Source organism: Hymenobacter sp. ISL-91 (genome assembly GCF_018613725.1).
GTDB lineage: Bacteria > Bacteroidota > Bacteroidia > Cytophagales > Hymenobacteraceae > Hymenobacter.
Window position 1 is genome coordinate 59354 of the sequence record NZ_JAGGPS010000002.1, and the last position, 21226, is coordinate 80579.

19 protein-coding genes are annotated in these 21226 nt (G+C 59.3%); 4 read left to right on the top strand and 15 right to left on the bottom strand.

Going from position 1 to position 21226, the window contains the following annotated elements:
* Nucleotides 1-23 precede the first annotated feature (23 nt).
* From J7E24_RS00490 to dapF, 14 genes are all read right to left on the bottom strand, one after another.
* Nucleotides 24-578: a hypothetical protein gene (locus J7E24_RS00490; RefSeq protein WP_215134015.1), complete on the bottom strand. Its 555-nt coding sequence runs from the start codon at nt 576-578 to the stop codon at nt 24-26.
* The gene (locus tag J7E24_RS00495; protein WP_215134017.1) at nt 571-1758 is read right to left on the bottom strand and encodes an AAA family ATPase; all 1188 of its coding nucleotides are present in this window, start codon (nt 1756-1758) and stop codon (nt 571-573) included. The genes J7E24_RS00490 and J7E24_RS00495 overlap by 8 nt, the downstream gene beginning before the upstream one ends.
* Before the next feature lie 112 nt (nt 1759-1870).
* Complete coding sequence (locus J7E24_RS00500) at nt 1871-3379, bottom strand: Do family serine endopeptidase (RefSeq protein WP_251046945.1); 1509 nt, start codon at nt 3377-3379, stop codon at nt 1871-1873.
* Nucleotides 3380-3637: 258 nt separating this feature from the next.
* Nucleotides 3638-4072, bottom strand: coding sequence for an Hsp20/alpha crystallin family protein (locus tag J7E24_RS00505; protein WP_215134018.1), 435 nt, complete (start codon nt 4070-4072; stop codon nt 3638-3640).
* 200 nt (nt 4073-4272) lie between these two features.
* Entirely contained in the window at nt 4273-5106 is an 834-nt protein-coding gene (locus tag J7E24_RS00510; protein ID WP_215134020.1) for a hypothetical protein, read from the bottom strand.
* 99 nt (nt 5107-5205) lie between these two features.
* Complete coding sequence (locus J7E24_RS00515; RefSeq protein WP_215134022.1) at nt 5206-6405, bottom strand: M20 family metallopeptidase; 1200 nt, start codon at nt 6403-6405, stop codon at nt 5206-5208.
* Between the two features lie 87 nt (nt 6406-6492).
* A complete protein-coding gene (locus J7E24_RS00520) occupies nt 6493-7032 on the bottom strand; it encodes a sporulation protein (RefSeq protein ID WP_215134024.1) in 540 nt (179 codons plus the stop codon).
* Entirely contained in the window at nt 6998-7699 is a 702-nt protein-coding gene (gene deoC / locus J7E24_RS00525; protein WP_215134026.1) for a deoxyribose-phosphate aldolase, read from the bottom strand. The genes J7E24_RS00520 and deoC overlap by 35 nt, the downstream gene beginning before the upstream one ends.
* A gap of 207 nt (nt 7700-7906) precedes the next feature.
* Complete coding sequence (gene secA / locus J7E24_RS00530; RefSeq protein WP_215134028.1) at nt 7907-11311, bottom strand: preprotein translocase subunit SecA; 3405 nt, start codon at nt 11309-11311, stop codon at nt 7907-7909.
* Between the two features lie 269 nt (nt 11312-11580).
* Nucleotides 11581-12756 carry a UDP-galactopyranose mutase gene (glf, locus tag J7E24_RS00535; protein WP_215134030.1) on the bottom strand — a complete coding sequence of 392 codons (1176 nt, stop codon included), beginning with the start codon at nt 12754-12756 and terminating at the stop codon, nt 11581-11583.
* 168 nt (nt 12757-12924) lie between these two features.
* Nucleotides 12925-14001 (bottom strand): glycosyltransferase, encoded by a 1077-nt coding sequence (locus J7E24_RS00540; protein WP_251046946.1) that lies wholly within the window; start codon nt 13999-14001, stop codon nt 12925-12927.
* A 371-nt stretch (nt 14002-14372) separates the two neighbouring features.
* Nucleotides 14373-14888 carry a GNAT family N-acetyltransferase gene (locus J7E24_RS00545; protein WP_215134034.1) on the bottom strand — a complete coding sequence of 172 codons (516 nt, stop codon included), beginning with the start codon at nt 14886-14888 and terminating at the stop codon, nt 14373-14375.
* A gap of 121 nt (nt 14889-15009) precedes the next feature.
* Nucleotides 15010-15999, bottom strand: a complete 990-nt coding sequence (locus tag J7E24_RS00550; RefSeq protein WP_215134036.1) for an ABC transporter ATP-binding protein — start codon at nt 15997-15999, stop codon at nt 15010-15012.
* 55 nt (nt 16000-16054) lie between these two features.
* Nucleotides 16055-16873, bottom strand: a complete 819-nt coding sequence (gene dapF / locus J7E24_RS00555; protein WP_215134038.1) for a diaminopimelate epimerase — start codon at nt 16871-16873, stop codon at nt 16055-16057.
* 189 nt (nt 16874-17062) lie between these two features.
* On the opposite strand from dapF, the gene J7E24_RS00560 reads away from it, so the two are divergent.
* From J7E24_RS00560 to J7E24_RS00575, 4 genes are all read left to right on the top strand, one after another.
* On the top strand, nt 17063-17947 hold the full coding sequence (locus tag J7E24_RS00560; protein WP_215134040.1) for a class I SAM-dependent methyltransferase: 885 nt from the start codon (nt 17063-17065) through the stop codon (nt 17945-17947).
* Between the two features lie 150 nt (nt 17948-18097).
* Nucleotides 18098-19033, top strand: coding sequence for a phosphatase (locus tag J7E24_RS00565; RefSeq protein ID WP_251046947.1), 936 nt, complete (start codon nt 18098-18100; stop codon nt 19031-19033).
* A 126-nt stretch (nt 19034-19159) separates the two neighbouring features.
* Complete coding sequence (locus J7E24_RS00570) at nt 19160-20227, top strand: Ldh family oxidoreductase (RefSeq protein ID WP_215134042.1); 1068 nt, start codon at nt 19160-19162, stop codon at nt 20225-20227.
* 184 nt (nt 20228-20411) lie between these two features.
* Complete coding sequence (locus J7E24_RS00575; protein ID WP_215134044.1) at nt 20412-20903, top strand: hypothetical protein; 492 nt, start codon at nt 20412-20414, stop codon at nt 20901-20903.
* Nucleotides 20904-20995: 92 nt separating this feature from the next.
* On the opposite strand, the gene J7E24_RS00580 is transcribed toward J7E24_RS00575, so the two are convergent.
* Nucleotides 20996-21226: transposase (locus J7E24_RS00580; RefSeq protein WP_215134046.1), on the bottom strand; the 231-nt coding region annotated here is incomplete at its 5' end.

Sequence of the window (21226 nt, forward strand, 5' to 3'; positions counted from 1 at the left end):
TAACAATTTAGATTAGGGGCGTTTTACCAGCCCGCCTGCCCGGCCTCCCCCAACCGTTCCGTTACGAAGGCCGCCAACCGGGCGTAGGCCGGTGGCGCACTGGTTCGTAACGCTTTCAATAGGCTCACAATTTCCGGTTGCTCTTCAGCTCTAATGCTCTTGGTAAATCCCAGAAAATCGTTCAGCAACTCCGGCAACTGATATGCCTGGGGCTGGAGGCCCGCAGCCCGCAGATTACCATATAGCCACCCGTCGCAGGCGGGGTCGAGCACAATCAGATACTGGCTCGCCAGCTTCCGGTGACGGTATACCACAAACAGGCAACCCGGCTCTTCACACCGCAACACCACCTGGTCGAAAGGCTTAAGTTTGGGAATCGAGAACAGGTGCTTGTCGTTATCTACCATCGCGATGACCACCCGCGAACTGCCATACCGCTCGGCCTGCTGGTGCAGCGCGTCGCCTACTTTGGGCGCGCCTTTAATGTGGGTGATGAGCTTTTGACGGTCGTATAGCAATGCCCGCATCAGAGCAGTATCGACGTGGCATTCAGGTAGAAACAGAATAGATTCAGGCATACGAATTACTACCTGGCGTAAAGCGGCTCAAATTATAAAACACGTCAATACTATCGTTGCGAATCTCCCGAATTTCTTCGTCGCTAAGTTGCTTTACTTTGGTCTGATATTCTTCGTAATAAGCCAGGAAAATCACCAATTCACCTTCCTGCCCTTCTTCCGGAAGCATCTGTTCCATTATTTCCGTTACCAAGTATGGGCTATATGTAGCAATAAAAAATTGGTTATCCCGACTTTCAGCAATTCTTCTACCTAAGTCAGAAACATATACAGGAAATGAATGTGCCTCTGGCTCTTCAAGTAAAATTACCGCTTCATTGTTGCTTTCTATAACGGACATATAAAATATCATCCTCTGTAATGTATCAGCAATACTTGAATAGGGATACGAGTATATAACTCCATCGAGGTCTTTTATAACTTCCATTCTTCTTTCATCAATTCGTATTAAAAGCTTCAACCCATACTTACTGAACAACTGTGATACTTCTTTCCTCAACGAAGGATATGCTTCTACTATTTGAACCAGATTATCACCATAGGGTGGCAAAAGGTACGGCATGTAATTCTCATTCATCACTGATTTAGGCTGTTTAAAAATATATGGCCTCACGTATCTATTTCCTGCATACGGGCCATTACCTTGCGAACTTACTCCATCACTTTTTTGGCCTACAGGCAATATTTGAGAATGAATATATTGAGGAAATGGTTTTACGTTTGAATCTTTCCATTCGATAAAAAAATTCAACATTCTATTTTCAGGTTTATCTTCTGGCATAGCAGAATATTTGTTAGTATATTCACTCCTCATCCTATTCCAAGTATCTAATTCAGCAAGGACATACCTGAATCCATTGCCAGTTGAATAGTCTCTACCCATTACACAAATATCATTATCTGTTTGAATAACAATGGGGTTATTAGTCATATTATCATGAAACAGTTGACGTACTTCATGATAACGTACAATACCTCCGTAATGCCTACCTGACTCATCTGGCCGACTTGCAAAATTTGATTGTGGAAACCTTCCCCCCAACAAGCTCATTGCCTCCAGAATATTCGACTTCCCTACGTTAGGCATCCCGATAATCAGGTTGACTCGGCGCGGGTTCATTGTCACGTCTTTGATGGACTTGAAATTCTGAATGCGCAGGGTGTTGATGGCGTTTTCCATAGGGCAGGTGGCTGGTAACCAAAGGTACTACGTTCAGGCTGATACCACAGGCAGCAAAAAGCCTCCGCTACATTCGTAGCGAAGGCCTTTGATATCAGCAGTTGCTTAGGATTTACTGGCCCTGCCCTATCGGGTAGTAAGCCTTGCGCCCGTCGGGGTACACGCCTTCTACCAGCGCGCCGTCAGTTTCTTTGGCGGCTTCGAGCAGGCGCTGCACATCCTGGGGCTTCTCGACGCGGTTCTTGTCGATGCGGGTGATGATGAAGCCGTCGGCAATACCGGTTTCGCGGAAGTTGGAGTTGCGGATGTTGCTGATTTTAGCGCCACCCTCAATACCCAGCTTGCCCTGCTCCTGGCGCGTTACCGGGCTCAGGCTGGCCCCCTCGTACTTGATGGCACCGCTTGACTCGCGCACCACATCGGTGGTGCCCGTGGAGTTGCGCAGCGTGGCGGTAGCGGTACGGCTGTTACCATCGCGCAGGTAGGCCACCTTGATTTTGTCGCCGGGGCGGTAACGGGCTACCTGCTCCTGCAACTGCGAAGACGTATTCACTTTTGCGCCGTTGATAGACGTGATAACGTCGCCTTCGCGCAAACCGGCTTCGGCAGCACTGCTCTCTTTGCCCGCGCCCATTACGTACACGCCGCTAAGCGTGTTGAGCTTCTTTTCGGCGGCCAGTGTGGCATCAATTTCCCGGATCTGCACGCCCAACAGGGCACGCTGCACCACTTTGTATTTGAGCAGATCGTCAATCACCTTGCTCACGATGGAACTGGGCACAGCAAACGAGTAGCCCACAAACGAGCCGGTTTGCGAGGCAATGGCCGAGTTAATGCCAATCAGGTCGCCGTTGAGGTTGACCAAAGCGCCGCCTGAGTTTCCGGGATTTACTACAGCATCAGTCTGCAGAAACGACTCGATGCCCATACCATCCTCGCGGCGCAGGATATTGATATTACGCCCCTTAGCTGAAATAATGCCGGCCGTCACCGTCGAGTTCAGGTTGAAGGGGTTGCCCACGGCCAGCACCCACTCGCCTACTTTCACATCGTCGGAGTTGCCGTAGCGGATAAAAGGCAGGTTGTCGGCCTTCACCTTGAGCAGGGCCAGGTCGGTGTTGGGGTCTTTGCCCACCAGCTCGGCCTCGAACTTGCGCTTATCGTCCATCACCACCTCAATTTTGCTGGCTTTGTCGATAACGTGGTTGTTGGTAACAATGTAGCCGTTGGCGGCAATGATAACGCCTGAGCCCGAGCCCTGCTGAGGCTGCTGCTGCCGGCCCCGGCCGCGGTACTGGTCGAAGTCGTCGCCGAAGAACTGGCGCAGGAAGGGGTCCATGCGCATAGCAGCATCATTCTGGCCGGCCTGTGGTGAGTACTCCGTCATCACGTGAACAACGGCCGGCGTTACCGTAGCGGCGGCGGCCGTGAAATTCAGCCCGTCGGGGATAGAGTAAGTACTGCTTTTCAGGGCGCTGGTATAGCGCACGTTGGGGTCGGCAGCCAGGGCCTGGGGCGAGTTGTCGCGCTCGGGCTCCAGCATTTTATAGCCGCCCACGGCCACGCCTCCGCCCAGAATGGCGGAGCCCAGCAGGCCGAGCATCAGTTGTTTTGCTTGCATGGGTATTGAAAAGTTAGGGGGTAGATAGCGAAAATTGAATTTACAATGAAAAGACGAACTGGCCAATACATAGCCGAGCTGTCTGGTGCTTGTCTAACGTCAGATGCCGGGCGAATGGTGTCCGGTTGCACCAGTGTTCAAGGAATAAAACAGCCCGTTGGTAGATTGTTTTGAACGAGTAGCACCCGCTGAGCGAATTAGCCGGCTGCCTGCAACAAAAAAGGGCGCTCTGCCGGAGCGCCCTTTTTAAGGTAGCGGCTAGCGAATTTCGATTTGCCGCTTGCTTACCTTTTTACTGTCGAAGGGTAGCGTCAGGTGCAGGATTCCGTTGGTGAGTTCGGCGCTGATGGCCGTTACATCCACAGTCTCGGGCAGGCGGAAGGTGCGCGAGAACGTGCCGTAGCCCGACTCGACGCGGCGGAATTTTGGGGCTTCTTCGGTGGCTTCCGGGGCCTTCCGCTCGCCACTTACAGTGAGCCGGCCCTCCTGAAAGTCGATTTTCACATCCTCTTTCGCTACGCCGGGCAGCACGAGCTGCACCTGGAAGCCCTCGGGGCCTTCGAGCACATCGGCGGCGGGGTTGAACGAGGTGGTGGGCTGATTCTGGGCCGGCAGCGTATCGCGCAGCATTTCATTGAGCGCCGAATGGAAAGACGGCCGGGCCGGACGGTTATTATACAGCAGCGTTGCCATAGTTGTACAAAAAGTAAGGTTGAAATTGAACAGCCGGTTTATCAACCAGCGACACCTCTACTTTATAAAATCTGTACCAATCAAGCATCAATGCCACATTGACATTACATTTAATTCACCCGCTCCTTTTCAATCAATTAAACCGCACCCAGGCAACCCGAAACAAGTTATTGCAAATGCCATATTGACACTGCGGGCTGCTAATGCTGGGTAGACAGCGGCAGGCGGTCAGCGTTGAGGGCATGTTTGCCCAGCGTTACGCGCAGGTCGAGGCCAACGGTAGGCGTCAGCAGGTTGACTTTGCCGCCCGATACAGGATTGCCATTCTGGTCGAACTGCTGTAGGGCGTTAATGTACTGGGTTTGCCAGGCCACCCAGGGCGTAAAGTCGAAACGGGGCGAAAGGCGCACGCCTACCTCCCCACGCAGGTTGCCGAAATCCACGAACCGTTCCTGCAACTCGTCCTCATCGCGCTGGAAACGCAGGTAAGCCAGGGCCTCGCAGGCAACGCGCGGCCGTAGCTTCACGGTAGAACCCACGGCAAACTCGCGGTCGAGGCCCAGGCGCAGGCGGGCGTGGGCGCGGTTGTTACTGCTGCTGTTGCCGTAAGAGTCATTGGTGACAATAGCGTATTCTGCCGCCAGTCGTTGCGTAAAGCCGAATTTACCCAGCATACCAGTGTGCCGCAGCAGGGCACCCGGCACAAGATTTCCAGGCAGCCCCAGGAAATCACCGTAGCTTCCACCCGCATCGCTCCCGATACGTAACGTGGTTCCCCAACTCCACTGCTTGTTCCAGAAGTGCTCATAGCCCAACCGGAGTTGCCCCCCGGCAAAGGTGCTGCCTCCGTTTCTTACTTGACTTAATAGGTTGAAGCCCGCAAAAACGTAGTCGTTGCCACTAAGTGCCAGTTCGGCCTGTACCTCGGGCAGCACGGCCCAGTTGCTGGTATAACGGCTCTGAGCGGCAGCAGGCTTAGTGGCCAGTGCCAGCAGCGAGGTGGCCGCACCGGCGGCAAGCAGAGAAAAGCGCATAGGTACAGGTAAGAAGAAGCTAGATGACAGCCTAAAGCCGGTGCCTCAATAGTATGGGAAAAAGCCGAAACACCTTCAGCCCACAAAAAATGTAACCGGTTATTTCTCCGCCAGCTCGCGCAGCGTCAGCCAGGCCAGCAGGCCGGGGCCCACTTCCAGGGCGTGCGGGTCGACGTCGAAGGTGGGCGTGTGGACGGAGGAGGTGAGCCGGCCGCTGCCGTCGGCGGCGGCCGTGCCGAGGCGGTAGAAGCAGGCGCTGGCGGCCTGGCTGAAGTAGGCGAAGTCTTCGGCGGCCATCCACTGGTCGAGCTCCACCACGTTTTCGGGGCCCAGGTATTCCTGGGCGGCCTGCTGGGTGCGGGCCGTGAGGGCAGGTTCGTTTTCGAGATAAGGGTAGCCGCGGCGGATTTCCAGCTCGCAGCTGGCACCCATGCTCTCGGCCAGCCCTTCGCAAAGGCGGCGCAGGTGCGCGTGGGCCTCGTTGCGCCATTCCTCGTTCAGCGTCCGGAACGTGCCTTCCATGTACACCTCGTTGGGAATAACGTTGGTGGCGCCCTGGGCCAGCACTTTGCCGAAGCTCAGCACCGAGGGCAGCTTGGGGTTGGCGCGGCGACTCACAATCTGCTGAGCTGCCACAATGATATGAGCGGCTACCAGCACTGGGTCTACGTTCTGTTCGGGCATGGCGCCGTGGCCGCCCTTGCCGCGTACGGTCAGGTACAGCTCGTCGGTGCTGGCCATGTAGCGGCCGGGGCGCAGGCCCACTTTGCCGGCCGGCAGCATCGGGAAAACGTGCTGGCCCAGCACACTGGCCGGTTTCGGATTTTCCAGCACGCCTTCGGCAATCATCAGCGACGCACCACCGGGCAGCCGCTCTTCGCCGGGCTGAAACATGAGCTTTACACTGCCTTCAAACTCGTCTTTCAGGGCCACCAGAATCCGGGCCGCGCCCAGTAGCGAAGCTGTGTGCACGTCGTGGCCGCAGGCATGCATTACGCCGGGCTTCCGCGACTTGTAGGGCACCTCGTTCTGCTCGGCAATGGGCAGCGCGTCCATATCGGCCCGCAGCGCCACGGTGCGGCTGCCAGAAGGGTTGCGCCCTTCGATAACCGCCACTACGCCCGTACCGGCAATGGCCTGCGTTTGCAGCCCCAGCTTCTGCAGCTGCTCTGTTACAAACGCCACTGTTTCGTGCTCCTCAAACGACAGCTCGGGGTGCATGTGCAGGTGCTGGCGCAGCGCCACAGTATCGGCTGCCGCCTCGGCCGCCAGTTGCTTTACACGGGAGAGAAGATCCATTTTTTAAGCTGTTAGCTGATAGCTATTAGCTAACAGCTGATGATTACTTTAACTCAAACAACCCATTCTTTGCACGAAGGCTAACAGCTACTTCGCAATATTTACCTGCATGGATTCCAGCTCGGCGCGGGGGGCCAGAGGGCGTAGGCGCAACAGAGCCTGCGCGGCTTCCAGACGGGTGAGGTAGTCGCCTATCTGCAGGCGGAAAATGGGGTTCTTATAGGTCAGGTAGTCGGTTTCCTCGGGGTAGCGGCTGATGATGGCCCGGCGGATGCTCATGGCTTTATCCTTCTCCAATCCCACATACGCCAGCACCCGGTAGCCCTGGGCATACTTCACATTGCGGTTGGTGTACGCCAAATCGCGCAGGCGTTGCTCAATCTGGGAGTTTACCTGGTTGGTAGGCGGCACCGGCCGTGCCCGCGGCGCGGTTGCCGCAGCAGTTGCCTTAGGGGCCGGAAATACCGGCCGGAAACGGCTCAGATCTTCGGGCGGCACCTGTGGGGCCCGGCGGGTTGTATCGGCTACAGGAGCAGCGGGCCCAGAGGCAGCGCAGGCACCCAACGACAGCAGGCCACACAACAGCAGCACGTTACGAAGCAGCGGAAGAGTTGTGGTCGGAATCATGAGCAGCAGTTTCAGGGGTAGTTTGGGCCAGTAAAGCTACGCCATCGGAAGCGCCCAGACGGTCGGCGCCCGCGGCTACCAGGGCCAGGGCAGCTTCGCGGGTGCGGATGCCGCCGGAGGCTTTCAGGCGGATATGGGTGGGCAGCGAGGCGCGCATCAGTTCTATATCGGCCACCGAGGCACCGCGACTGGCAAATCCGGTGCTGGTTTTCACGAAGTTGGCTCCGGCCTCGGCGCACAGCCGGCAGGCCTCAACAATTTCAGCTTCGGTAAGCAATGCCGTTTCGATGATAACCTTGAGCAGCGCCCCGCGCAACCGGCACAGCTCGGCCAGCTGCCCGATTTCGTCCTCCACTTCCTCATGCCGACCCGCCTTCAAGGCCCCGATGTTGAGTACCATATCCAGCTCGGTGGCCCCATCGTTCAGGGCCAGATGGCCCTCGAAGAACTTCACCTTGGCCAGCGAATAGCCCAGCGGAAACCCGATAACCGTGCACACGGCCACGCCCGAACCCTGCAGCGCGTCGGCGGCCTGGCGCACATAACAGGGCGGCACGCACACGCTGGCAAAGTGGTGCGTGGCGGCCTCGGTGCAAAGCCGCGCAATCTGCTCGGGCGTGGCGTCGGGCTTCAGCAGCGTGTGGTCGATGTAGGGCGCGAGGTTCATTGGTTGAGGGCTGGCTTGGTGGGGGAAACTGTCATTGCGAGCAGCGTGAAGCAATCTGTGGGGCAAAATTAAGCCCTTCCTGTAGCGAAAAGCCCCTGACGTCCGTGCTGGCGTCAGGGGCTTGCTGCTTAAGTGGACTTGTCATTGTACACGGACGGATTGCTGCGTCGTGCCTCCTCGCAATGACAGTGCTTTTATGGTGCCCAATTAGTCAATCAAAACGGCCCGGTCGTTCAGCAGGTCGTCTTCTACCTGCTTGAACTTCACGTCGCGCACGATGCGGCCGTCCATGTATTGCACGCTTACCTTTTCGTTGCGGTTGGCCACTTTCTGCGACTTCACGGGCTGCTGCTTTTCCAGCACCTGCGGCATGGCGCCGTCCTGCTCCAGGTCCTCGGGGCCGGCACCCAGCGAAACGGAGGAAGTTTCCTTCTCCATCGTGAGCTTGGGCTGGGGCGGGGCAACGGGCAGTTCGTCTTCGGTGAAGTACTCGTACTCCTCTTCGCCGCTCTGGCCGGCCTGCATCGGCACATCGGCGCGGAACAGGAACTGGATGGTGTCCTCGTTCACCTTGCTGATCATCTGCTTGAACAGCTCGAACGACTCGAACTTGTACACCAGCAGCGGGTCCTTCTGCTCGTACACGGCGTTCTGTACCACCTGCTTGAGGTCGTCCATGGCACGCAGGTGCTTGGTCCAGGCTTCGTCGATAACCGACAGCACCACCACTTTTTCCATGCCCCGAATCACCTCCTGGCCCTGGGTGGCCTGGGCGCGGCGCAGGTTGGCCACGGCCTGAATCTGCTTGCGGCCGTCAGTGAACGGTACGGCAATGTTTTCGTAGGGCGCGTTCTGGCTCAGCAGGTCGTTGATGAGCGGCATGGCGTTGCTGCCAATGAACTCGTTTTTGCTGTGGTAGTAACCCAGCGCCTCGTCGTAGAGCTGCTGGGTGAGCTGTCCGGCCGTCATGCCCGTCAGCTGCTGGGCCGTCAGGTGCGTGTCGTAACCGAAGATGCGGATGATGGCCAGCTTGAAGTCTTCGAAGTCGTTGCTGCCTTTGTGGCCCACCACGATGTCTTCGCAGACGTCGTAAATCATGTTCCAGATGTCCAGCTCCAGCCGTTCGCCATGCAGGGCGTTGCGGCGGCGCTTGTACACCACTTCGCGCTGGGCGTTCATCACGTCGTCGTACTCCAGCAGGCGCTTCCGAATGCCGAAGTTGTTTTCCTCCACCTTCTTCTGCGCCCGCTCAATCGAAGACGTAATCATCGAGTGCTGAATTACTTCGCCTTCCTCCAGACCCATACGGTCCATGAGCTTGGCAATGCGGTCGGAGCCGAACAAACGCATCAGGTTGTCTTCTAGGCTCACGAAGAACTGGCTGGAGCCCGGGTCGCCCTGGCGGCCGGCGCGGCCCCGCAGCTGCCGGTCGACGCGGCGCGACTCGTGGCGCTCGGTGCCGATGATGGCCAGACCGCCCGACTCCTTGGAGGTTTCGCGCAGCTTGATATCGGTACCGCGGCCAGCCATGTTGGTGGCAATGGTCACGGTGCCGGGGTAGCCGGCGCCGGCCACAATTTCGGCCTCACGCTGGTTTTGCTTGGCGTTGAGCACCTGGTGCGGGATGCCTTTGAACTTGAGCATCCGGCTCACCAGCTCCGAAATTTCGACGCTGGTGGTACCTACCAGCACCGGCCGGCCGGCCTGCACCAGCTCCTGGATTTCGTCGGCTACGGCGTTGTATTTCTCGCGCACCGTTTTGTACACCTTGTCGTGCTCGTCCTTGCGGGCAATGCCGCGGTTGGTCGGAATCACGACTACATCGAGCTTATAGATTTCCCAGAACTCGCCGGCCTCGGTTTCGGCCGTACCCGTCATGCCGCCCAGCTTGTGGTACATGCGGAAGAAGTTCTGGAGCGTTACGGTAGCATAGGTCTGGGTCAGCTCCTCGACGCGCACGTTTTCCTTGGCCTCCAGGGCCTGGTGCAGGCCGTCGGAGTAGCGGCGGCCTTCCATTACGCGGCCGGTCTGCTCATCCACAATCTTCACCTTGCCATCCTCGGTGAGGATGTACTGGTCGTCGCGCTCGAACAGCGTGTAGGCCTTCAGCAGCTGGCTGATGGTGTGTACGCGCTCCGACTGCTGCTGAAAACGGTCCATGAGCTGCTCCTTGGCATGCAGCTTTTCTTCACCGCTCAGCGTCGCGTTTTTCTCAATGTCGGCCAGCTCCGAGCCAATGTCGGGCATGATGAACAGGCGCGGATCTTCGCCTTCGCCGGTAATCAGGTCGAGGCCTTTTTCGGTCAGCTCAATCTGGTTGTTCTTCTCATCAATGGTGAAATACAGCGGCGAATCGGCCTGGGGCATCTGGCGCGAGTTGTCCTGCAAGTAGAAGTTCTCCACCTTCTGCAGGGCGGCGCGCATGCCGGTTTCGCTCAGGAACTTGATGAGCGGCTTGCTCTTGGGCAGACCCCGGTAGGCACGGAACAGAGCTAGGCCACCCTCACCTTCCTTGGGGCCGAAGTCACCTTCTTTAATGGCTTTGCGGGCCTCCACCAGATAGTTCTGCACCAGTTTCTTCTGGGCTTCCACTACTTTCTGAATCCGGGGCTTGAGCTGGTGAAACTCGTGCACGTCGCCGCGCGGAATGGGGCCGGAGATGATAAGCGGGGTCCGGGCATCGTCAATCAGCACCGAGTCCACTTCGTCAATCATGGCGTAGTGGTGCTTGCGCTGCACCAGCTCCTGCGGGTCGCGGGCCATGTTGTCGCGCAGGTAGTCGAAGCCGAACTCGTTGTTGGTGCCGTAGGTGATGTCGGCCAGGTAGGCCTTGCGGCGAGCGTCGGTGTTGGGCTGGTGCTTGTCGATGCAGTCCACCGTAATGCCGTGGAACTCGAACAGCGGCGCATTCCACTCCGAGTCGCGCTTGGCCAGGTAATCGTTCACCGTTACTAGGTGCACGCCGCGCTTGGCCAGCGCATTCAGGAACGAAGGCAGGGTCGAAACCAGTGTTTTGCCTTCGCCAGTGGCCATTTCCGAAATCTTGCCCTGGTGCAGCACGACGCCGCCAATTAGCTGCACATCGTAGTGCACCATGTCCCAGACGATTTCGGCGCCGGCCGCCAGCCATTTGTTGCTCCAGATGGCCTGGTCGCCTACAATCGTTACGTTGCCCTTGCGGCTGGCGTACTCCCGGTCGTAGTCGGTGGCCGTTACCGTCAGCTGGCCGTTTTGGGCGTAGCGGCGGGCGGTTTCCTTGGTGATGGCGAACGAGACGGGCAGCACTTCCATGAGCACCACTTCCAGCTCCTTGTTGCGCTGCTTTTCGAGCGTATCAATCTGGTCGAACAGCTCTTCCTTCTGCACCGCGTCGAGGCCGTCGGCATTTACCCGCTCGTGCAGGGCTGCAATCTGGTCATCGGTCGATTTCAGGTGGGCATTGATGCGGGCGCGGACCTCGTCGGTGCGGGCGCGGAGCTCGTCGTCGCTGATGGGTGCCAGTTTGGCATATTCGGCGTTAATAAGCGCCACGTACGGGACAATCTCCTTCAGGTCCTTGTCGGCTTTCGACCCGAATAATTTGGCGACGGTCTTCCCTAAAAAATCAAGCATGTTGCGGTTACCTTAATTGAAACGCCGGGGCGCAGTTCAAATTTACGGCGTTTTTCGGGAATCACCCGGCTATTTTCAAGCCGCCACGCCGCTCCGGTTCCGAAACGACAAGTGGCCCATCCTCAAACATTGTGCACATTCGGTTGGGTCAGCCGGCTTGTCAGGGTAGATACCTGTCAGCCGGAAAACAGTAGCCCGAACGCAACAAAGGACCTNNAGGTCCTTTGTTGCGTTCGGGCCACCGTCTTCCGGCTGACCGCTACTGCCGGTTAAGGCTTGGCCGGGTCGCGCGAAACCAGCTTGTCGACTAGCTCGGTAGAGCCGGCAATAGCGGGCGTACGCGGCTTCTCGTCGGACTTTTCGGTGAGCTTCTTATACAACGTGAGGGCCTGGGCTACTACCTGGTCCATGTTGTAGTATTTATACGTGGCCAGGCGGCCTACAAAATGCACGTTGGGAGTGTTGTCGGCCAGTTTCTTATACTGGTTATACAGCTCGGCGTTTTCGAGGCGCGGCACGGGGTAGTATGGGTCGCCCTCGGCCTTGGGGTACTCGTACACAATGGCCGTTTTGGGGTGTTGCTGGCCGGTAAGGGCCTTGAACTCGGTGATGCGCGTGTAGAGGTTGTCGTTGGGATAGTTGACGACCGGCGCGGCCAGGTAGTTCTCAGTGTTCAGCGTTTCATGCTTGAATTCGAGTGAACGGTAGGGCAGCTTACCGTACTTGAAATCGAAGAACTCATCGACCGGACCCGTGAAAATCATCTCCTTGAAAGGAATAAAATCGATGATATCGTGGTAGTCGGTGTTCAGCATCACCTTGATGTTCGGGTGGTCGAGCAGGCGCTCGAACATGCGCGTGTAGCCGTGCAGAGGCATGGCCTGGTAAGTATCGGTGAAGTAACGGTCGTCGCGGTTGGTGCGGGTGGGCACGCGGCTGGTCACCGACTTATCGAGTTCGGATGGGTCCATGCCCCACTGCTTGCGGGTATAGTTGCGGAAGAACTTCTCGTACAGCTCCCGGCCCACCTTGCTCACCACCACATCTTCCGACGTTTTAATGACAGGTACTTTCTCGGCCACCGACTCGAAAAACTCTTCCACCTCAAAGCTATTCAGCTTCAGGCCATAAAGCTTGTTGATAGTATCGAGGTTGATGGGCATCGGCACCATTTGACCGTCCACGGACGCCAGCACCCGATGCTCGTAGGGGCGCCAGTCGGTGAAGTTCGACAAGTACTCGAATACGTCTTTGGAGTTGGTGTGGAAGATGTGCGGGCCGTATTTGTGTACCAGAATGCCCTCCTCATTGTAGTGGTCGTAGGCATTGCCGGCAATGTGGTTGCGCTTGTCCACGACCAATACTTTTTTGTTGGAGCGGGTAGCCAGCCGCTCGGCCAGCACGCTGCCGGCAAACCCGGCCCCTACTATCAGATAATCGAACATAAATCGGTGTTTGGAAAATGGATTGGATAGCCTCCCGCTTAACCGACAGGCGTGCGTACGGGGCATTCGTTACCGCAGAAGCGGGCTCTGTTTACTTGAACAAAGCAACCAGTGTTTTGATGCTATTTTTAGTAAATTCAGCCAAAATAATTGGCTATTTCAATGAAACTATTCCTGTAACTCTCGGGTTGCCAGCCACTTTTTCCCAAGCTTCTGCTGCATCAGGTCAACCATCTGCTGCCAGGTCTGGTCCCAGCTGATGGTGGCTAAGTAGTTGTCGGTACGTTGGCGCCAGTCAGTATCCTGGGCTTGGGTGAGGGCCATTTCAATGGCTTGGCCGAACTCTTCGGCGGTAGCGGCAATCTGCACTAGGTTCAGCTCGCCGTAGGGCCGCACCACGTCGCGGATGGGCGTGCTGACGACCGGGCGGCCGGCGGCCAGGTACTCGGGGGTTTTGGTGGGCGAAATGAACTTGGTACTCTCGTTGTCGGCAAACAGCAGCGTCGCCACATCCCAGCCCGCCAGGTAGGTAGGTAGCTCCTGATAATCCTTGCCGCCGAGGTAGTGGATGTTGGCCGACTGCGGCAGCGTGGCCGGGTCGATTTTGACAACCGGCCCGATGATGACGAACTGCCACTCGGAGTGCGCTTCGGCCAACTGGCCCAGCAGCTCAATGTCCAGCCGCTCATCTACCACGCCAAAAAAGCCGATGCGCGGGTGCGCAATGCCAACCTGATCGGCGGGCTCGGGCAGCGGCTGGCGGGCCTGGCCAAAGTGGTCTTTGTCGATGCTGCTGGGGAAGGGGTGCGCATCGGGGTGTTGCTGGCGCTTAGCTTCGTAGAGCGTGTGGCCGCCGGTAAACACGAGGTCGGCCTTACCGAACAGTTCCTGCTCCCGCTCGCGCAGCTCGGGCGGCGCAAACTTGAAGTTGGCCAGCTCATCCATGCAGTCGTACACCGTGAGGGCCGGCGCAAAGCCACCCGATTTGCCGAGGGCCATGGGCGTATAGTACCAGAACAGGTAGTTGGTGAGGTTCTGCTCCTGAAAATACCCCTGCAATAGTTGCTGCTGGGCCGCATCGGCCGCCGGGGCATCATGGCGCAGGCGGTCGGGCAGGTGGGACACCACTACTTTCAGGCCTTGGGGGCGCTCTTTTATTTCGAGGTGAGGCTGCACCTCATCGTTATCGTGGTAGAAGGCATCCTCTACATAAAATACGCGGCCCTGCTTAGCAAAACGCGACATCAGATGCTGAGGCCGCTGCCACACGAAATCCCAGTGTAAGTGTGCAAAACACACCACATCGGGCAAAGTATAGGGTGTAGTTTGACCAACGGAGTTGGCGGCAACGGAGCGCGCAGGCGCCTCCGCCAGCGGGGCAGATGGCATAGAAAGCTGTATAAAAGAATGAGGCAGGCCGGGGAGCTACACAAGCCTTTCTTCCCAGCCTACTTCGCCTATACGCCCGCCTTTTTAAAAGGATATTGTCGAGCTGCCACTATTTTCATTGCCTGCTGAAAGCCACCTGTAGCCCCCACCCATCGTGCAAACTTATACGTGAGGAAGCCGGTTAAGCGCGGCGCCTGGAACACCGCGTTTTGGCAGCGCGTTGCCCGCTATAGCAAACACTGCATTTGCACGGCATCCTGCCAGCTTTCGGTGGTGCGCAGCCACTCGCGCCACACGCCCACCCGCGAGAATCCTGCCGCTGCAAATAGCGCCAAGCTGGCCTCATTATCGGCCCCGATGGTGCAGTGCAGCTGGTGCAGGCGCAGTACCTGCCGGGCGTAGGGCAGCACCAGCGCCAACGCGGCCCGGGCGTAGCCGCGGCGTCGGTGGCTGGCCAGCACCGTAATGCCCACGCCCGCCCGCTGGTGCAGGGGCTCGAAACCAAACAAATCCAGCGTACCCACCGCCGCCCCACTGGCCACCTCTTCAAGCACCAGCCGCAATTGCCGGACCTCAAAAAAATCGGCCGCTGCGCTATTCAAGTACTGCCGCAGCACGTGCCGCGACACGGGCGCCAGCGTATCCGACACGCCCCACACGGCCGGGTCGTTTTCCAGCTGGTAAAGGAAATCGAGGTCGTCGGCTTCCAAAGGGCGCAGGCGGATGAGGTCGGATTGCAGCATTGTATGGATCGGGGATGAACGTCATTCAGAGTGAAGCGAAGGACCTCGCGTGCTGATGTTGCCAAAGTAATTCAACGACCCCAAACGAGATTCTTTGTTGTACTCTGAATGACGTTCTTTTCTACCTGCCAAAAGTACCGTTCGCCAGCTGTACCGCCACCGCCTCGCCGGCCACCACCGTAGCGGCGGGCAGGCGCACGCACAGCAGCGTGGCAGGCAGCTGGATTTCGGCTTCGTAGTAGCTGCCCATAAACCGCACGGCGCGCACGGTGCCGGCCACACCGGGGCTGCCGGCGGGGGCCAGTTGCAGGTGCTCGGGGCGCACGAGCAGTACCGGGCCGGGCAGGCGGCGGCGCGGCGCGGCCAGCAGGGCGCGCAGGTCGGGGCCTTCGAGGCGGTTGTAGTCGCCCAGCAGGGCGGCGGCGTATTCGCTCACGGGCTGGCGGTACACCTGCTCGGGCGGGCCCTGCTGCACCAGCTGCCCGCGCTCCAGCACCAGCAACTCATCGGCCCAGGGCAGCGTGTCGAGCGGATCGTGCGAAACGAGCAGACAGGTGATGCTTAGCTCCTCCCCCACCTCGCGAATGACCTGCTGAAGCTGCTGCTTGTGGGTGCGGTCGAGGTTGGAGAAGGGCTCGTCGAGCAGCAGCAGGCGCGGCGCCGAGAGCAGCAGCCGCGCCAGCGCCACCCGCTGCTGCTCGCCGCCCGAAAGCTGGTCGGTGCGCCGGGCCATGAGGCCCGTAATGCGGCAAACTTCATACACGGCCCGGGCCTCGGGGGCAGGGCGCTTGCTGGCGTAGCGCAGCACCTGCTCAACGCGCAACGACTTGGGCAAGCTGGGTTTCTGCGACAGATACACAATGCCCGGATGCCCCGGCACCAGCACCTCCTGGGGACCACGTACGCGGCGACCGGCGAAGCGCACCTCCCCCGCCGTGGGCTGCACCAGCCCGGCAATTACCTGCAACAACGTGCTCTTCCCCGCCCCCGATTCGCCCGCCAGCGCCAGCTTACGGCCGGCCGCCTGATTGAAGCTGATGCCGCTGAGTACCGGCTGGCCGTGCTCTTCGAGGCTGACAGCGTGAACGGTAAGAAACTCGGTTTCGGGCATAGCAAATAGCGCATGGTAGGTAGTACGTGGAAACGAACGTCATTCTGAGCGCCAGCTACCAAGCGCTAGAATAGATGTACCTAAAGTTGCAAAGAACGATGTAGGTGGCGGGGCCGCTGAGGTAGATGTTGGTAAATGAGCCGTTGGGTTGGGTTTCGAAGGCTACCTGCAGCTCGCCGCCGGGCGTGCGGAGTTGCACGGGGCTGGCCGCGCCGTGGCGTGAGGCGGCTAGCGCTACGGCCGTTACGCCGGTGCCGCAGCTCTGGGTTTCGTCTTCTACGCCGCGCTCGTAGGTGCGCACCGGCCAGGGCTGGTCGGGCGTGGCGGGCACCTCCACGAAGTTGACGTTGGTGCCTTTTTCGCGGAATAAGTCGCCGTTGCGCAGGGTTCGGCCTGCGGTTACCACATCCAGCCCGCTTAGGCTGCCGGCCGGCTGAAAGCACACAAGGTGGGGCGAGCCGGTGTCGAGGAACACGCCGTACTCGTCGATTTCCTGCTGGCCGCGCACGTCCTGCATGCGCAGGTGTACGGTACCATCGGCCGCCACGCGGGCCTCGTGGGGGCCGTCGATGGCCAAGAAGTGGGTATCGGTTTCGATGACGCCCAGCTGCCGGGCGAAGGCCACCGTGCAGCGGCCGCCGTTGCCGCACATCGAGCCCAGATAGCCATCGGCATTAAAGTACACCATCTCGAAATCGTACTCCGGGTGCTGGCGCAGCAGAATCAGTCCATCGGCCCCAATACCGCGGCGCCGGTCACAAAGCCGGCGCACCAACTCATGGTCGGTGGCATCGAACTGGCTGGTGCGGTCATCGACCATTACGAAGTCGTTGCCGGTGCCCTGGTATTTATAGAAGTGCAGCGTGGTTTCCATAGGCCAAAGGTAGGATTGTGCAACCCGTTTGTCATCCTGAGCGGAGCGAAGGACCTTCTTACGGTAGCACCAATCGTTGTTACGTTGTGCTGCCGTAAGAAGGTCCTTCGCTCCGCTCAGGATGACAAACGGGTTGTACCTGCATCCACCCCATCACCCAAATTCCTAACCCCCTACCTTTGCCTCAGCATGTATACTTTCCTTACCACGAGCCCCTGGGCCGATTACGAGCTGCTCGACGCGGGCAACTTCGAGAAGCTGGAGCGTTTCGGCCAGCACATTCTGGCCCGGCCCGAGCCGCAGGCCATCTGGGACCCGCACCTGCCGGCCTCGGAGTGGCAGCGCGCCAACGCCATTTTCACCCGCGAAAAGGGCAGCCAGGAGCGCGGCCAGTGGAAAATAAAGCCCGGCACGCCCGAGCAGTGGCACATAGGCTACGAGCGGCCCGATGGCCTGAAGCTGCGGTTCCGGCTGGGCATGTCGTCGTTCAAGCACGTGGGCCTGTTCCCGGAGCAGGACCCTAATTGGCAGTTTATCTACAACGAAACGCGCCGGCGCAAGGCGGCCCAGCCGCGGGTGCTCAACCTGTTTGCCTACACTGGCGCCGCTACGCTGGCCGCCCGCGCCGCCGGCGCCGACGTAACGCACCTCGATTCGGTGAAGCAGGTCAACTTCTGGGCCCGCGACAACATGGAAGCCTCGGGCCTCGATGGGGTGCGCTGGCTGGTGGAAGACGCCATGAAGTACGTGAAGCGCGAGGTGAAGCGCGGCAGCAAGTACCAGGGCCTCATCCTCGACCCGCCCGCCTACGGCCGCGGGCCCAACGGCGAAAAGTGGCAGCTCGAAGATGAGCTCAACGAAATGCTCAAGCTCTGCCAGCAGCTGCTCGACCCCGAAGACCATTTCTTTCTCGTCAACCTGTATTCGCTCGGTTTCTCGGCCCTGATTCTCGACAACCTGGTCAGTGAAATCTTCCCCACGATGCGCGACAAGCGGGAAATCGGGGAGATTTACCTGCACGACGCCGGGGCCCGCAAGCTCCCGCTGGGCACCTTCTGCCGGTTCGCCACCTGATTGGTTTCAGTGGAATAAACCGCACGTCATTCAGAGCGGAGCGAAGAATCTCGGGTGCTGACGTTGCAACGAATAATCCAACGTCAGCATGCGAGATTCTTCGCTCCGCTCTGAATGACGAACTGTTAGCCTACCAAAAAAATAACGATTATGCTGCACCGCCGCCTGGCCCTTATCGACATGGGCACCAACACGTTTCACCTGCTGATTGTGGAGCTGGCTGACGACGGCCGGACGGCGCCGCGCACGCTGTTGCGCACCAAAGTAGGCGTGCGGCTGGGCGAAGGCGGCATCAGCGCGGGCCGCATTGCCGAGCCGGCCTACGAGCGGGCCCTGCACGCGCTGCTGGGTTTTCGCGAGGAAATTGAGTTGCATCAGGTGAACGACGTGCGTGCCACGGCCACCAGCGCCATGCGCGTCACCGAAAACGGCCCCGCGCTGGTCAAGGATATTTTCGAGCAGACGGGTATTCGGGTGGAAGTTATTGGCGGCGACCGGGAGGCCGAGCTGATTTGCGCGGGCGTCCGGCAGGCCGTACCGCTGGGGCCCGAGTGCCACCTCATCATGGATATTGGCGGCGGCTCGGTGGAATTCATCCTGGCCAACGACACCACCATTTTCTGGAAGCGCAGCTTCGAAATAGGCGCCCAGCGCCTACTCGACAAGTTTTTCCCGGAGCCCAGCGGCATCATGCCCGCCGAAGCCATTGTGGCCGAGCAGCAGTATCTGGCCGAAACTCTGGCCCCGCTGGCCGCCGCCCTGGCCGAGTTTCCGCCGGTTAGCCTGATTGGCGCTTCGGGCAGCTTCGACAGCTTAGCCGATATGCAGTTGGGCCAGCTGCGCACCGAGGCCGAGCTGCCACCGAGCACCGAACTGGCTCTGGGCAGCTTCCGGCACAGCTACAACCAGCTGCTCAGCCTCAACCACGAACAACGAAAGGCCCTTCCCGGCATTCTACCCATGCGCGCCGATATGCTGGTCGTGGCTTCAGTGCTGATTGACTACGTGCTGCAGTTGACCGGCCTGACCCGCATCCGCACCTCGGCTTATGCGCTGAAAGAAGGGCTTTTGGCCGAAATGCTGTAGTTGAACGGAATCGTTGGCAGTCAGTAACGATACGCGAAGCAGAAGCTTCGCACTACAGCTGTTCTGCCATCTCGCGCTACAGCCTCTTCATTGGTTGTTCTTTTGTTGCCATTCCCCTTCCTATCCATGACCACCACGCTTCCCTACGCCCAGCTTTTCACCTTTGCCGAGTCCGTATTCCGCGCCATGGGCTGCCCCGAGGAAGACGCCACGCTGGCCACCGAAACGCTGCTTTCGGCCGATTTGCGGGGCGTTGATTCGCACGGCGTGGCCCGACTGATTGGCTACGTGCGCCTCTGGGAAGCCGGCCGCATCAACGCCACGCCCCGGGTGGGCGTCACGTACGAAACGCCCAGCACGGCCGTAGTCGATGGCGACGGGGGCCTGGGGCTGGTGGTGGGCCCCAAGGCTATGCGCGTAGCCATGGACAAGGCCCGGCAAGTAGGCACGGGCTGGGTGTCAGTAAAAAACTCCAACCACTTCGGTATTGCCGGCTACCACGCCATGCTACCGCTGGCCCACGACATGATTGGGGTGGCCATGACCAACGCCTCGCCCCTGGTGGCGCCCACCCACTCGCTGGAACGGCTGCTGGGCACCAACCCGATTGCCGTGGCCGTGCCCGCCGCCGAGCAGCCCGATTTCGTGCTCGACATGGCCACCACCACCGCTGCCAACGGCAAGCTCGAAATTGCCCAACGCAAGCAGCAACCCATCCCCGAAGGCTGGGCCCAGGACGCGGCCGGCACGGGCTCGACCGACCCCAACGCCGTGAAAAACGGTGGCGCCCTGCTGCCGCTGGGCGGGGCTACCGGCTCGCACAAAGGCTACGGGCTGGGCGCGGTGGTCGATATATTTTCGGCCGTGCTGAGCGGGGCCAACTACGGGCCCTGGGTGCCGCCGTTCGTGGCCTTTCTGCAGCCGGCCGCCAACCCCGTGGGGCAGGGCCTGGGCCACTTTTTCGGGACCATGCGGGTCGATGCCTTCCGCCCCGCCGCCGAGTTCAAGGCCGATATGGATAACTGGATTGCCACCTTCCGCGCCGCCCGCGCCACGGAGGGCCAGCGCGTGCTCATCCCCGGCGACCCGGAGCGCGAAACCGCCGCCGTACGCCTGCTAGAGGGCATTCCGCTGCTGGAGCCGGTGCTCCGCGACCTGGAAAGCCTGGGCCAGAAGTTCGGCGTGCCGCTGTAACGCGAAGCTCTGCTTCGCGACCGAGCGTGCTAAATGGACAAAACTGGCCTACCGCTACGTGCTGTTCTCGCAAGCGCGAAGCATAGCTTCGCGTTACAGTTGCCCGCTTGGCCAGCATCAGCAACAATGCGACGCAACCAGTTTTTGCGTAGTTTCTGGGCTGATTCTTGTTTTGCCCGCTGCCATGAAACGCCTTCTTCCCCTGTTGCTGCTGCCGTTGCTGGGAGCCGCACCCGCTATGCCTCCCGCACCGGCGGCCACGCCCGTCCGGCACCTCACGCTGCGCATCGACGGCAAAAATGTACCCGCCGATACGCTTAGCTCGCGCTTTTTTCTCAGTGAAGACCGGGCGTTGCGCCTCAACATCGTGCGCGCCGACGACCCCGACGGGCAGGGGCTCAACATCATCATCGACCGGTTTCCGATTAAAGTAGGCGCCTATAAATTCCAGGAAATTCTGAGTGGCCGCAACCGCGACGCCTCCTACCGCTACGGCGCCATATCGGCCTACTCCAAATCGTGCGCCGACAACCCCGGCCAGGTGGTGATTACGGGTGTCAATGCCGAGCGACACTGGCTGCGCGGCACCTACCGCTGCCAGGTGTGCGAGGTCGGCCGCGGCGCCCGGCGCTTCACGCTGGAAGGCGAGTTTGAGTTTCCGGTGGAGAAAGAATAGGTTGGGATGAATACATGCACGTCATGCAGAGCAGAGCGAAGCATCTCGCCCGCTTCGTTGCAGCGGTAAACCAATTGTCAGGGGTTAAGTAGTCATGCAAAAGTAATCGTGTATTGTTTGCCGACGTTGGTTAAGACGTCTTCGAGTCGTTGGAGCAGTGTTTGGTCGGTGGCATAGTCTTGTGGCCTTATCCAGTAATGCTTGCAGCGGTGCCAGAGCAATTCGATGTGGTTGAGTTCGGGACTGTAAGGGGGCAAAAACAACAGGCTCAGGCCTGCCGCTGCCCACTGTTTGTGGCAGGCCTGCACCACGTGGGCTTTGTG